This window comes from Belnapia rosea (genome assembly GCF_900101615.1).
GTDB classification, from domain to species: domain Bacteria; phylum Pseudomonadota; class Alphaproteobacteria; order Acetobacterales; family Acetobacteraceae; genus Belnapia; species Belnapia rosea.
The window spans coordinates 1-14,244 of the sequence record NZ_FMZX01000046.1 but is presented as its reverse complement, the minus strand read 5'-3'; the positions used below and the strand labels follow the sequence as shown (position 1 = coordinate 14,244).

Sequence of the window (14,244 nt, the reverse complement as noted above, 5' to 3'; positions counted from 1 at the left end):
TCCTTGAAAGCCTCAAGACCTTCCAAGGTGGCGCGGCCAGAGACCAGATCGGAGCCAGATCGGTTAGTCAGACAGTCCGGTCACAGACCCTAGGCGGGGGCTGGCCCCGCGCCCCCGGCCTGGGGATTGCCTGGACGTTGAATTGACGCCGCGCTAGTATCCTGGCCATGCAAGCAGTCACCGGATTTGTCATGGCGGCCGTGCAGGCCTGTGGCCGGTCGTGAGCCGGGCTGTCTTCCATCTGGATCATGCGGACCGGAAGTCCCTGGCGGGCTGGGCCTATGACGTGGATCGCCCGGAGCGCCACATCCGCATCATCGTGCTCGACGGCACCGAATACCTTACGGAAGTCACCGCCAACACCTTCCGCAAGGACCTCGAGGTGGCCGGCATCGGCACCGGCGACCATGCCTTCCACCTCGCCCTGCCGAGCTTCCTGCAACAGGGCCCGGCGCTCAGGCTGCGGCTGATCGACGCGGATGCCCGCGCGGTGCTGGCGGTCATCACCCTCGCCGCCGATTTCGAGCCGGCGGACCAGTTGCTCGGGCGGCTGGACGAGCAGCTGCAACGGGAACTGGGTGAGGCCAGGGCGCAGGCGGAGCAGAGCTTGACCGCCCGCACGCTGCTCGACGGCATGCTGCCGCTACTCGACCGCCTGCTCCAGGCAGCGCAACCGGCCTTGGCCGAATCCCCCCTGCCGGACGGCCCGTTCCAGGCCGCGCTGGCCGCGGCGCGGGAGCGCTTCCCGCCTGTGTCACTGCGCGAGCATGCGGAGCCGCGGGTTTCCATCATCATCCCCGTCTTCGGCAAGTTCGAGCTGACCCATGCCTGCCTCGCCACGCTCTCCGAACTGCCGGACACGACGCCCTACGAGGTGATCCTGGTTGATGACGGCTCGGCGGACGAGACGCTGCTGGCCCCACTGCTGATCCGCCACATGCGGCTGCTACGCAACCAGTCGACGCTCGGCTTCCTGCGGTCCTGCAACGCCGGCGCGGCCATGGCGCGCGGCGAGTTCCTCTACTTCCTCAACAACGACACGGAGCTGCAGCCGGGGTCGCTCGACGCCCTGGTCGCGCTGCTGGAGGAGGAGCCGGAGACCGGCGTCGTCGGCTCCAAGCTCATCAACAGGGACGGCACCCTGCAGGAGGCGGGCGGGATCATCCTCCGGCTGGCCGACGGGGTGAATTACGGCCGTGGCGGCGACCCGCTGGATGGCCGGTTCAACTACCGCCGGGATGCCGACTACGTCTCCGGCGCCTCGCTCATGACGCGGCGCGCGGTCTTCGACCAGCTGGGCGGCTTCGACGAGGAATTCCTTCCCGCCTATTACGAGGACACCGACTACTGCTTCCGCGCGCGCGCAGCCGGCTGGCGGGTGCGCTACCAGCCGCGCTCCGCCGTCATCCATCTCGAGGGCGGCACCGGCGGCACCGATCTCACGGTCGGGCCGAAGCGGCACCAGGTGGTGAATGCGCGGCGCTTCCTCCAGCGCTGGCGCAAGGTGCTGCTGGGCCATGCGCCCGCGGCCACGACCATCGAGGTGGAGAAGGACCGCGGCGCCGCCTTCCGCGTGCTGTTCATCGACGCCACCGTGCCGACCCCGCGTCAGGATGCCGGCTCCGCCGCCGCCGCCTGCCATATCCGGCTGCTGCAGCGCATGGGCGCGAAAGTGGCCCTCATCGCCGCCTCGCATATGGGCCTCCAGGGCGAGGACGGCGAGGCGTTGCAGGATGCCGGCATCGAGGTCCTGCACCATCCCTTCGCCTGGTCGGTCGAGGAGGTGCTGCGGCGGCGCAAGGACGAGTTCGACGTCATCTACCTGCATCGCGGCGAGGTGGCGGTGCGGCACATCACCACCTGCCGGGCGCTCGCCCCCAAGGCCCGGCTCGTCTACAGCGTGGCGGACCTGCATTTCCTGCGGCTGGAGCGGCAGGCGGAGCTCGGCGATGCCGGCCCGCCGCCCGCCGTCGTCGTGCGGCGCGACGCGGAGATGGCGGCGATCCTGCAGGCCGATGCGGTCATCGTGCACAGCCCCGCCGAGGCATCCGTGCTGCAGGCCTGCGCGGCCGACCATGTCGAGGTCGTGCCGTGGGCCGTGCCGCTGGTGGCCGACGGCCCCGGGCATGCGGAGCGGCAGGGGCTGCTCTTCGTCGGCGGCTTCCGCCATGCGCCGAACGGCGACGGCATCCTCTGGTTCGTGCAGCGCATCTGGCCCGGCCTGCGGGACATGCTGCCGGAGCTGACCCTCACCATCGTCGGCAGCCACATGCCGGCCGAGATCCGGGCCCTCGGAGAGCAGCCCAGCATCACCGTGGCGGGCTATGTGGAGGAGCTGGGGCCGCTCTATGCCGCGCACCGGCTGGCGGTGGCGCCGCTGCGCTACGGGGCCGGGCTGAAGGGCAAGGTGATTGAGGCGCTGGCGACCGGCCTGCCCTGCATCGGCACGCCGATCGCCTATGAGGGCATCAGCCTGCCTTGCATCGGCAGCGTGCAGGCAGCGGGCGAGGATGAGTTCGTCCTGAAGCTGGCGGCGCTGTACGAGGACGCCGCGGCCTGGGACGCGGTGCGGCAGGCCGGGCTCGCCTTCGCCAGGTCCGAATACTCGGAGGCAGCGGTGACGGCGGGGCTGCGGCGCGCGATCGGCTCCCTGGAGCCGCGCGGCGCGGCGTGAGCATGGCCAGCTCAGGTTGAGCCGGTCCGGCGGGGGCGCTATCCTGCGGGGTGCTGGCAGGGGACGCTGGGTGTGACCACTGTGGGTGTGACCACTGAACGGGATCTCTGTCGCTGGATCAGTGACGTGGTGCTGCCCTACTGGGCCGGGCCCGGCTTCGACGAGGGTTCCGGACTGTTCCAGGAACGCCTGCTGCCCGATGGCACGCCCGATCGGGCGGCGCCCCGGCGGGTACGGGTGCAGGCACGGCAGATCTATGTCTATGCCCAGGCCGCGGTCCTCGGCTGGGCCCCGGAGGGGGCGGCGCTCGCCCTGCGTGCCTTCGACAGCTTGGTTGCGGTTGCCCAGGCTCCGGATGGCAAGACCAGCTTCATCCACACCTTCTCGCCGGGCGGGCATGTGGTCAGCCCGCTGCGCGATGCCTACGACCATGCCTTCATCGTGCTGGCCTGTAGCTGGCTCTGGCGGGCCACCGGCGAGGCGCGGGTGCGCCGGGTGCTCGATGCCACGCTGGATTTCCTCGATGCGGAGATGACGGCCGCCGATGGAAGCCTGCTGGAGGGCGTACCCGCCAGCCTGCCGCGCCGGCAGAACCCGCAGATGCATTGGTTCGAAGCGATGCTGGCCCTGATGGAACACGGCATCCCCAGCGGGGCGGAGCGTGCCGCGCGCCATCGCGTCCTGTTCGAGACGCGGCTCTACGACCGGGCGACGCGGAGCCTTGGCGAATACTTCACCGACGACTGGGCGCCGGCCCCGGGTCTTCCGGGCACGATCCTGGAGCCGGGGCACCACGCCGAATGGGTCTGGCTGCTGCGGCGGCATGATGCATTGGCCGGCCTCCCCGCTAACGACATCTCCGGCGAGCTGCTTTCGACCGCCCTGCGATGGGCGGACCCGGGCACTGGCCTGCTGGTGGACCAGGCGCTGCGGGATGGCAGCGTGCACCGCGCGACCCGGCGAACCTGGCTGCAAACCGAATTGGCCAAGGCCTGGCTGGCAGAGGCGGAACTCGGCCGTCCCGGCGCCGCCGACGCAGCACGCGCCGCCTTGGGCGCGCTGGACCGCCATTACCTGCGCCAGCCCATCGCAGCCGGCTGGACCGACCAGTTGGATGCGGATCACCGCCTCTTGCCGGGCCCTGTTCCGGCCAGCACGCTGTATCACATCTTCGTTGCAATCGCTGAAGGGCAGCGTGTGCTAGCCGGCTGACATGCGACCGTGGACACACAGCTGCGCGGCGTGACATGCCGCACCGGTCAGGGGCGGAACGGGCCACCTGCCTCCCTGATGCGACAAGCCCTGGAATTCGTGTGATCTGCCGCTTCCACCATGGACGCTCCCGTTGCGGGACCAAGGAAAAGTCCGAGTATGCCAAATAATGCCGAAGCTCCCGTAATAGCGGTTGTCGCCAATGACCCGATAGCGCCGGAGCTGCTGCGCTTCTTGGTATCGTTGCGGCGCTATTCGAAGGATCTTCGCGTCCGCATCATCCCATTCAACGACGACACGGCCTTGTGCCGCGCGATCGGCGCGCATTTCGGCTGCGAATGGGTCGAGGACGACCTGTCGCGCTACGACCTGTTCGGCCGTGAATTGTTCGACGACGACCCGCCGCAGCAGCCCTATCCCTACATGCTTGGCAAGATCCGCAAGCTCTGGATCTTCGACCAGCCCGGGCCGGTCGCCTATATCGACATCGACACCATCGTCACATCGGATATCGGGCAGATCCTGCGCCAGGCGGCGGAGCAGGAATTCGACCTCAGCTTCGCCTCGGTGTCGAAGGGATGGATCTACGAGGACGTCATCGAGGCGGCGGCGCTGCTGCGCCGCACCAACGGCTTCTCGAGCAGCTTCCTGTTCAAGCGCACCAACCGCCTTACCTTCGACGCCATCTCTGGCGCCATTCGCAAGAACCTTCCTCATTATCAGAAGGTACGGCGTCGTGGCGTGGTGGACCAGCCGCTGCTGAATTACGCAGTGGACCAGCTGCCCGTCACCGTGAAGCCGATGTACGAGCTGGTCGACATCAGCTCGGATACAGTGGCCTCACGCGACCTGCCCTGGTTCAAGGCCTCTATCCAGGCGGATGGGCGGGTCCTGGCGAGCGGCAAGCCGGTGCTCTACCTCCATGCCGTCGGCAAGTACAAGCACAGCCGCGAATACGACTTCCTGTTCAAGGGGCATCTGGTCGAGGGGCTGTTCCAGATCGCCAAGGCGAAACCCGAACTTGGGCAGCGCGTCTTCGAGGCGATCCGCCAGTGGATCCACTTCGAGGCGGAGGAGTAGGACAGCCTTAAACCCTGATCCGCGATCACCGGGATCGTAGATCAGGTCCAGCCATCCTCCGGGTCAGGCAGCCACCAGCAGCTTGGCCGGACGGCGCTTCAGCCCCTCATCGAAGATTTGCGGCACTAGCTTGTCATTCTCCTGGATGAGGTTGTGCGGAAGCGCGCCCGAGCGGAAGCATGCGTCGTCGGCCATGCCGGATAAGGGAATCCGGTGCAGCGCACACATCTCGAGCGCGGCGCGGAACGCCACGCCACGTGCCGGAGCAAGCCACAGCACCTCCTCCGGCTTGCGGAGGCTGAGGCTCATGATGGCGTTCTGCAGGCTGGTCCAGTCATCGGTCCGGACATAGACCGTGCCACGCCAGTTGGACCTCGCGCGCGCCTCGCGCGTGAGATCGCCGAGATCCCCTTCGACGAAGACGAGGCGCTGCAGGGCCGGCGCCTCGAGGATGCGGGCCAGCGCCGCTTTCGGGATCGCCTTCCGCATGGACATCGGCGACGGCTCCCACAGCAGGTTGGAGTGGAACACCGGCAGCATGCCGAAGACGCCGCCCGGCCGGTCGGAGGAGTAGCCGGCCCAGCGCTGGTCCCAGATCAGGGTGTCGCCCGGGCGCAGGCGCTCCGCAATGGCCGAGGTCCGACCCAGCACGTCGAGCACCGTCAGGTTCGGCCGGTCGGGCTGACCGAGGGCGTCGAGGAAGCTGTCCATCGAGACGGCGCCGACGCCGGGTGGGAGCACCCGGGCCGCGACGCGCATCGCCTCGGGCGACAGCAGCAGGGTGACCGCGCGACGTTCGGAGTAGATGCGGATTTGGCTGAGGAAGCTCTGCAGCACGAGCGAATCCGAGACCGGATGGGCCGTGGACAGGTCGATGACCAGTGGCTCGGAACGCCGGGCGATGCTGTCAATGAAAAGCTTGGCGCCGGCGGCGGTGCTGGCGCCAAGAGCCAGCCGAGCGCGGGTGACATGGACGCGGTTGCCTGAGATGGGCGGCCGCCTGAGGCTCAGCTCGATCATCGCCTCGGCCATGGCTGCGGGCGAGTCGAACTGGACCGATGGGTCGAGCACCGTGCCGTCGGCCGAATGGGTGCTGAAGAGGGAGGGCATCTCCAGCGCCAGGGCATCGGCGGTCTTGATCTTGAAGCCGGTGCCGTCGAAGACCGGGGCGATGGCGTAGTCGACCTTCTCGTACAGGTCCGCCTCGGTCGGCACGAAGCCGAGCTTGCGCATCGCCAAGGTGGTCTTCACATGCTCGCCGACGCGGCCGCCGACCACCAGGTCCACCGGGGCGAAGGTCTCGCCGACGCGGCGCTCGAGCTCCGTCAGCAGGGCCTGGAAGCCGGTGATGTTGAAGATGTTCGGGCTGGCGAGGAAGCCGAAGGAGACCTTGCCCGGCGCCAGGTAGTCGCGCCGCCTCAGGCGCGGCGCCTCCGCCTCCAGCGTCGGGTCGTAGAAGGGGACGGTGATGACCTCGGAGCCGGTGGCGTGCAGCAGCTCGACGCCTTCCTTCTGCTGGATGGCGACGACGATATCGGCCCGGCGGATGCCGAAGACCTCGTCGGGCTTGTTGCAGATGAAGAATTCCGGCGCCTGGCCGATGCGGCGGAAGGCCTCCGGCCGCTTCCAGAAGATGTCGTGCGTCTCCAGCACCCGGACGGTGCGGCGGGGCAGGAAGTCGAAGGCCTTGCTCAGCCAGACATTGTGCACGACGGCCACGTCGAAGACGCGGCGGCCGGAGACGTTGCGGAGCATGGCCTCGAGATCCGCGTCCCACCACTCGTCGAGGTGGTGGTGGACGCCGTTCTTCGGCGGCGTGCCGACGCCACGATGGGCATAGACCACATGGACCTCGTCCCACTGGCCGCGGAGGATCTCGCAGGTCGCCTCGTCGTGCCGCCAGTACCAGTGGTCCTCGAAGGCGACGAGGAGGAAGGTGATGTGGTAGCCGGCCTGCTTGAGCAGGCGCGTCATCTGCATGGTCCGCCGTCGGTGGCCAGCATCGAGTGGCCAGGTGGCGAAGGGGGAAACAATTAGAGCAGAACGAATTAAAGCATTATTGCCAGTACGTGCTTGCATTTCTAGCTCCTTGAATGGCAAGCGGTAAGCGATGCATCATGGAGGCAGGGGCGCGGCATATAAATCCAAATATTCCGCTTAAACATTACAGCTGCCTGTTACGCCCACGCCTATTCGCCCAAAAGAAAATAGTGAAGTTGCTTTTCTTAAATCACTTCGCCCAAGAGATTATTTAGTTTTTTTGGCGAAATAAAGAAGTCGCGGCGGCCGGCATCAGTAAGCATTCCGCCACTCACACCAACATCTTCCCCAACAATAGGATGATATTCCAAGTCTCGTAAATTTGAAATAATAGCAAAGGCCCACGAACCATACCGAGGCGGAAAAATTTCAACAACTTTTGCGCGCGGCTTGCAGAAAAGCAAGTTTGTCAATGCCGCTCCATGGATACCAACCACTACTTCGGCTTCCTGCATCAGCGCCACCTGCTCTTCAAAAGTATATAAACCTGGGTCTACAATAACCAAACCAAACATTTCTACGGTATTTTTAATATCTTCTATGTTTTTTAAATTTCGCCCAAGTGTGTTGGGGCGGCCAAGGAAAATACGCCGGCGATTTAGATTGGAGTTTGAGTGAATTTTTTCCATAACAATATTTGCATAGTTTCGATTTCCCTGCTGAAACGCATGCCGAAAATCAACCCCCGATGTACTTAGAACACAAAGGTTGTTGACGCTATATCGGCCTCGCCGCAAAGCGCGAATCTTATTTGGATTAACTCCAAATTTCAATAACGAAGGCTCATGAAATTTTTGCTGAATTAATTTTGTTAATCCAACTTCCATGCTTGGGAAATTTTCGTTAGCAAAGACTATTCTTGGAAGATGATCGACAAACCAGTGACAGTAGTTGTTGGGACCAAAAATGTCGCCCGCAAAAAATAGTTCATTTAGTGTATCAAGTCTGGGCATCCTTCTAGCAACATCAATATGTTCTGAAACCAAATCCGGTGCTCGCAAATCAGCAACCTCGCCACTTTTTGATATTATACAGAAACCCTCTCGAAAAATACACAATTCAACGTTTGTGTACTGTTTAAGGGTCACATCGGACCCGCAGTTTAGATTCTTTATGCTTTGTGCAACTGGGTGACTTAAACCGGAGAAGATCTCAGCTAGGCGCGTATCAGCTTGCTCCCCTCGCGCTACTATCCTTGCATCGTCCTCAAATGAAATATACGGGGGAGCAGAAAAATTAGCTCTTTTAAAAAGCGGCACAAATCGGAAGTGGGGATCCAAATGCAACAGAGCCTTCAGGAAACCACTTTTCCGTTCTCCTGAGGGCAAGCAATCAGCAATGTAAGTTAAGCTATCAAGATCTAGATCCTGCTTTGCGACACTTAACGCAGTTTCAGCCATTGAGGCCGCACTTTCAATACGATTAGTTTTTAAATACAACCTTATAGCTCGATTCTGATAAATGCTTTTCGGAGCAATTTGTGCCGCCTTGCCTTCAAAACTAGCTGCCTTCTCAATATCACCCATGGCTTCGAATGCCATACTCAGGATATGTAAGATAGAAGGATTATTCGGGAAAATCTCCTCAGACTTCTCTATAATTTGCATGGCGCAATTAATATCTGACATCTTTAAGGCAATGTTAATGGCAAGAAAGTACATCTCGCTTTTGTAGGGCTCGGCATTAATTGATCGACAAGCCCATGAGTAGGCCTCCAAGTATCGTTTTTGGTGAAAAAGGGATTCCGCCAGCCTGAGCATCAACCAGCCAGAGTCAATAAAGAAGCCAAGCCCATCGCGAGCAACTTTTTCGGCGGCTTCATATTTGCCACATTTGTTTAATACAGAAGCAAGCTTCGCGTACTTAATGGGACTGATTGGAGGCTCTTTAAGTGAAGCACGAAGAGCTGGTATATCCTCCAACGATTGAGCCAGAATTTGGCTTCCTGTTTCATCGATTGGATCAGGCATCGTTTTCTCTTTTCAGATTACGAGTGCATGCCTGCCTTTACCAGCAAGCTAGTTCGCGTCACAAATTTCATGCACAGCAGGTATTACATCCAACCCTACGCGGTAAACAAGGTCACGATAAACGCGCGCCAACCGCGAACGATTCTGATCAAAAGCAGCTCCAGAAAAATGGGTTTTTTTCAAAACCTGCTGGATAGAAATTCCCGGTTGGATATCATCCCACGGGAAATGTGGGAGCATCATCGTCTCACACATCTCCAATGTCCGACTATCATGCGGGAAGACAATACCCGGCGTCCCAGCCTGCACAGCGAGCATGTTACCATGAAAACGAGAACCCACGGAAAGGGACAAGCCACGCAGGTAATCCATCCATGATGGCACATGAATGTAAATGCGACCGTACCGCGCTAGCCAAGCTTCCGTATCCGCCGCATCCTCTTTGCCAAGAAAGTATTTGCCAATCCAAGATGCCATCTTTAGGTCTTTCTGAAAATCTCCCCGCACGAGCGAAAAGACACTTTCATCAGACTGTAAAATTAGCGCCCCTGAAAAATCATTGACCCAGTCAGTAAGCACGCGGACCTTCTCGGATTCAAGCCGAAAGTATTCGAGGTTAAGCGCAACAGACGCAATTTTTTTCTCGCTCAGATCGGCATACCGTTTGTCGAGAATCAGTTTACCAAGATGGGGATTTGGATTGATGAAATTTGATGGACAGCCGGTGATATGAGTCGTTGAAATACCATGCCTGCTTAAAAATTCCTTTGTGAACTTTCCCCGAACGCCCAAGCTAATGCTTCGCTCTTTAACGACATCAAAAAACCGCAACGTCCCCGGCATGAGAGGGAAATCAACTTGGCCAAGATTGGCCTGAACGCCCAAACCCACAATCAATATTGGCAAATTGGTTTTTTCAATAATGGTTGCAAGCCAACCGAGATCAGACTTCTCCCCAACATTATTTGCAGCAGGGAACACAAGAACATCGTGCTCTTTATTAATGTCTGCTATTTGTTTTGTGCTGGAGCCAAAATATTTCTTTTCTCCAACTATTTGCTCGGACATAGCGTAAACAAAGGCAAGATTTCCGACATTCTGTCCAAAATGACTCAGAAGATTTTCGGTGGAAGAAAACTGCAGCCCATTAACATTCAGGTCAAAAGATACGAAAAATGGCCGATGCTTTGTCGGCTTCTGTGCAACTTTCAATTTTGACTCCGCCGCTTCCAACATTGAGCTTCTTCCTCTTCAACAAACATTTTGGTATTTTTACCGTGAAGCAATCTTAATAGTTCAGTCATTAGCATTAACACACAGTATCACAACGCGGTGTTTCTTATAAAATGACAATTTCATCTTGAAAAGTCAAACTTAATTTCCTCATTTTATATCTACGCCGTCAACCAAACAGAAATAAATGTGCGCCTACAATATCAGCGCTTCGATATCTTGGGCAGGTCATTCCTGTTCCGTTAGAAACTTGTTGCGTGATGAACTCAACTAAACTGATAAACGGTTTCTCAAATTGGTGCTTCCTCTCGGCTTTGTGATCTGATAGAAGTTTTCATAATCGTCAAGCGCTTTTCGGCCAATCTCGGGGAACTGTATGTCAAAAGTCACAGGTCTCGGCGTGGACGACGAGGCCTTCCTCGTCTCCAGCCTCATCGATCGCTGCCCGAAGGTGATGATGCTGCGGGAGCTGGTGCAGAACGCCATCGAGGCGGCCCGCCAGTGCCCGGACCTCAAGCAGGTCAGGATCGGCACCGTCGAGGTCGAGGGCGTCCGCAAGCTCCGCATCTGGAACACCGGCCCGGGCATGGACGCCGACGCGCTGTACCGGATGTGCGACCTCGCCTCCTCCATCGGCAAGGTGAAGGGCCTCGACCGCAATTTCGGCATGGGCGCCAAGGTCGCCTCCCTCCCGTCGAACCATCACGGCGTGCGCTACCGGTCCTGCGCCGCCGGGCGCGTCAGCGAGGTCACGCTCGGCAAGCGGGATGGCGTCTATGGCCGCCTGCTCCGCCCCCAGCCGGGCCGCGTCTACCGCCCGGGCGCCGAGCGCCTGGTCGATGTGGCGGATGTCACCGAGTTGGCCGTCGATGACGGCCTGCCGGTCGACCATGACTGGACGGAGGTCGTGCTGCTCGGCCAGGAGCCGGGCCAGGACACCGCCATCGACCCGTATCACGGCGACCCGGCCTCGAAGCCATACTGGCTTCCCCAGGCGCTCTATCACCGGTACTTCGACCTTCCCGCCGATGTGGCGCTGGTCGTCGAGCCGGGCCTCCACTGGTTCAAGGCGCCGCGGCGCTTCGAGCCCCTGAAGCGCAGGGCCACCACCGCCTTCGCCGGCTATGAAGCGGTGCCGGCTGGCCAGGGCATCACCATCCACTACCTGCATGACCCGCAGCATGCGGCACGCCCGCAGGAGAACGCGTCCAGCGAGGACGCGCTGCAGGCCTCGTCGAGCCTCATCGCGGTGGTGTGGCGCAACGAGATGTACGAGGTGCAGCACGGCTCCCCCTGGTTCTATGAGGCCCCCATCTTCGGCTTCACCTTCGGCGGCCGCCACCTCTCGGTGCTGATCGAGCTGTCGGACGACTACCCCCTCCTGCCCGACATGTACCGCCAGTTCCTGCGCTACGAGGGGTCCGAGCAGCAGCAGGTGAGGACGAAGGACTTCGCCGCGCTGGTGCGCGAGAAGCAGCCGGGCTGGGTGCGCAGCATCGCCCGACGCACCACTGAGGGCCGGGCAGTGAATGCCGCCATCGTCAACGAATTTGGCAGCCTCGCTGGCCGCCTTGGGCTCGACCAGTTGTCCGAAGGCGACAAGGCCGCCGAGGGCGAGAAGGCCGAGGGATCCAAGGGCAAGGCCAGCGTTACGGCCCCCAAGGAAAAGGACGTGTCTGCTACCTCGGATGCCTTTGCCGGCGTCCGGAAGGCCTGCGGGGTCGAGCCAGTGCTGCTGCGCAACCCGGTCGATGTGCGGGATCGCTGGCTGGAAGGGCGCGCCGCCTGCTTCTACCCCGAGACGCAGCAGCTCTTCATCAACATGGGCTATGACGGGCTCCTGCGCTTTCAGGGCCAGCTGCATGACGCGGCCGCGCCGCTGGCCGACAAGGAGACGCTGCGGCAGCTGGTCGAGGACGTCACCGAGGGGCATTTCGTGCGTCGCCTCGTGCGGGCGGTCCTCTTCGGCCTCGCCAAGCACCTCAACTCCAAGAACTGGCAGAAGGGGCATATCGAGAAGGCGATCTCGCCGGAGGCGCTGTCCACCGCCGCCGATGATTTCGACGACCTCCTGCCCGGCGCGCTGGCCGCCATCCGGGACCATCTGGCCAGCCGTCCCCTCGATGCATCCCCGTCGCCGGAACCGGCCCTGCCGCTTCCTGTCTGAGGCACTACCGAATGGAGTGTATGAACGCCGTGATGTCTTCCCTACATACGATCTTCCAGGCCTCGCAGGATGAGTTCTTCTCCGTACTCGACGGCCGGTTCGCAGCGATCAACGCCCGCATGCAGGAGTGCGAGGCGCAGCTCGACGCCATCGCCAGCCTGAGCGACAGCCTGGCGGCGCGGTCGCTGGCCCTGGCCAGCCGCGGGCCAGCCCCGAGCGCCTGGCTCTATGACGTCCGCCTGCCGAACGTCTATTTCCCCAGCCTGTTCGAGCCCGAATTCGATGCCACGGGCGCGAAGCGCTGGGTCGGGCCCTCCGGGCTCATCGAGGGGAAGCTCCTGCTCGACCGGCGGTACCAGTACCGCTTCGAGGTCGAGGCCGTCGATTTCGTCAGCGAGGAGGCGAAAGCGTCCTTCCAATTGGTTGCCGATGGCCGGGTCTGGCCGTGGCTGTCCTCTGAAAGCTCGCTCTTCACAACGGTTATTGCCGAGGCCCCCCATGAATCAAGCCTTGATTTCGTCCTCCAAATCGCCCCGGAAAGCCGGCCCGCGGAACGAGACGTCAGCTTCTCCTTCCGACGCATCGCATTCAGCCGCATTGGCTGAGGCCCAGGCACCGCGCCTCAGCGTCGTCATCTGCACCTATGACCGCTACGATGCGCTGAGCGACACGCTGGACGCCCTCCTGGCGTCCAAGGGCTTCACCGAAACGGCGACGGAGGTGCTGGTCGTCGAGAACACGCCAGCCGAGAAGCGCCTTCCCGTCACAATTCCGACCGACCCGCGCGTGCGGCTCGAGGTCTGCGAGACGGTCGGGCTTTCGGCCGCGCGGAATTTCGGCATCACGCATAGCACCGGCGAGATCGTGGCCTTCCTCGACGATGACGCGATCGTCTGCGACGACTGGTGCCGGACGGTCATCGAGGTGTTCGAGGAGCAGCCTTCGGTCAGCGTCCTCGGCGGGAAGGTGCTGCCGCGATACACTCTGCCGACCTTGCCGGCCTGGTACGACAACCAGCTCTCGGGCTACCTGTCCTGCATCGACTGGAGTTCGCGCCCCCGCTTCCTCCGTAAGGGGGAGTGGATCGTGGGCGCAAACATGGCGTTCCGGCGGGCGGTCTTCGAGCAATATGGGGTTTTCGACACCTCACTTGGGCGGAAGGGCGCGGCCTCGCTCCTCAGCAATGACGAGACGGCCCTGCTCGAGCAGATCGGCATGCAGCATGTCTACTACGAGCCGCGCATGACCGTGGACCACGTGATCCCGACCAGTCGCCTCAAGCCGGAATGGTTCCGCCGCCGCGTGTTCTGGCAGGCTGTCTCCGACATGGTAGCCGGCCTGACCAAGGCGGGTGACCCGCAGGCTCGCCGCGAATATGGAGAAGTGATTGGCCAGCTCGAGGCGAACCGGCGCAACCTTAACGCCCTGAGCGCCGAGCCGCACAACTATGCGGAGTTCAGCCTCCAGCTCCGGGGCATCTACCTCGCAACCGTCGCCTTCGGCGGCGGGTTGTGACCCTGCCTGCCTAGGGTCTGTGACCGGACTGTCTGACTAACCGATCTGGCTCCGATCTGGTCTCTGGCCGCGCCACCTTGGAAGGTCTTGAGGCTTTCAAGGAACGCGGCCATGACCAGGACAAGCCTGGACGACGCCCAATGGGTGTCGCTGATGCTGGTGATGCAGCAAATCCCCCTTGTCTGGAAGCGTGATGACGTGGCACTGCGCCGCTTCGTTGAGGCGGCGCTCTGGATTTGCCGAACCGGCGCGCCGTGGCGCGACCTGCCAGACGGGTTGGGTCTCTGGTCGAGCGTCTATCACCGCTGGCGGCGTTGGTGTCTGCGCGGCTGGTGGGAGGTGATCTTCGAGGC

10 protein-coding genes are annotated in these 14,244 nt (G+C 61.7%); 7 read left to right on the top strand and 3 right to left on the bottom strand.

All coding sequences use genetic code 11. The features are described 5' to 3' along the window. The first annotated feature begins 220 nt into the window (after positions 1 to 220). From BLR02_RS26670 to BLR02_RS26660, 3 genes are all read left to right on the top strand, one after another. Entirely contained in the window at positions 221 to 2,674 is a 2,454-nt protein-coding gene (locus tag BLR02_RS26670) for a glycosyltransferase (protein ID WP_090665294.1), read from the top strand. Between the two features lie 72 nt (positions 2,675 to 2,746). Then, entirely contained in the window at positions 2,747 to 3,886 is a 1,140-nt protein-coding gene (locus tag BLR02_RS26665) for an AGE family epimerase/isomerase (RefSeq protein WP_176849854.1), read from the top strand. A gap of 159 nt (positions 3,887 to 4,045) precedes the next feature. Continuing rightward, positions 4,046 to 4,966 (top strand): hypothetical protein, encoded by a 921-nt coding sequence (locus BLR02_RS26660; protein ID WP_143018335.1) that lies wholly within the window; start codon positions 4,046 to 4,048, stop codon positions 4,964 to 4,966. 63 nt (positions 4,967 to 5,029) lie between these two features. On the opposite strand, the gene BLR02_RS26655 is transcribed toward BLR02_RS26660, so the two are convergent. The 3 genes from BLR02_RS26655 to BLR02_RS26645 form a co-directional block, all read right to left on the bottom strand. After that, the gene (locus BLR02_RS26655; RefSeq protein WP_090665291.1) at positions 5,030 to 6,940 is read right to left on the bottom strand and encodes a glycosyltransferase family protein; all 1,911 of its coding nucleotides are present in this window, start codon (positions 6,938 to 6,940) and stop codon (positions 5,030 to 5,032) included. Positions 6,941 to 7,191: 251 nt separating this feature from the next. Beyond that, the gene (locus BLR02_RS26650; RefSeq protein ID WP_090665295.1) at positions 7,192 to 8,976 is read right to left on the bottom strand and encodes a glycosyltransferase 61 family protein; all 1,785 of its coding nucleotides are present in this window, start codon (positions 8,974 to 8,976) and stop codon (positions 7,192 to 7,194) included. Between the two features lie 48 nt (positions 8,977 to 9,024). Next, positions 9,025 to 10,212 carry a polysaccharide pyruvyl transferase family protein gene (locus BLR02_RS26645; RefSeq protein ID WP_090665290.1) on the bottom strand — a complete coding sequence of 396 codons (1,188 nt, stop codon included), beginning with the start codon at positions 10,210 to 10,212 and terminating at the stop codon, positions 9,025 to 9,027. Between the two features lie 373 nt (positions 10,213 to 10,585). On the opposite strand from BLR02_RS26645, the gene BLR02_RS26640 reads away from it, so the two are divergent. From BLR02_RS26640 to BLR02_RS26630, 4 genes are all read left to right on the top strand, one after another. After that, positions 10,586 to 12,376 carry an ATP-binding protein gene (locus BLR02_RS26640; RefSeq protein WP_143018333.1) on the top strand — a complete coding sequence of 597 codons (1,791 nt, stop codon included), beginning with the start codon at positions 10,586 to 10,588 and terminating at the stop codon, positions 12,374 to 12,376. Positions 12,377 to 12,396: 20 nt separating this feature from the next. Then, on the top strand, positions 12,397 to 12,981 hold the full coding sequence (locus BLR02_RS29845) for a hypothetical protein (protein WP_176849853.1): 585 nt from the start codon (positions 12,397 to 12,399) through the stop codon (positions 12,979 to 12,981). Next, complete coding sequence (locus BLR02_RS26635) at positions 12,974 to 13,891, top strand: glycosyltransferase family 2 protein (RefSeq protein WP_176849852.1); 918 nt, start codon at positions 12,974 to 12,976, stop codon at positions 13,889 to 13,891. Before BLR02_RS29845 ends, BLR02_RS26635 begins: the two co-directional genes overlap by 8 nt. Positions 13,892 to 14,002: 111 nt before the next feature. Continuing rightward, a partial coding sequence (locus tag BLR02_RS26630) for a transposase (RefSeq protein WP_143018332.1) occupies positions 14,003 to 14,244 on the top strand: 242 nt, incomplete at its 3' end.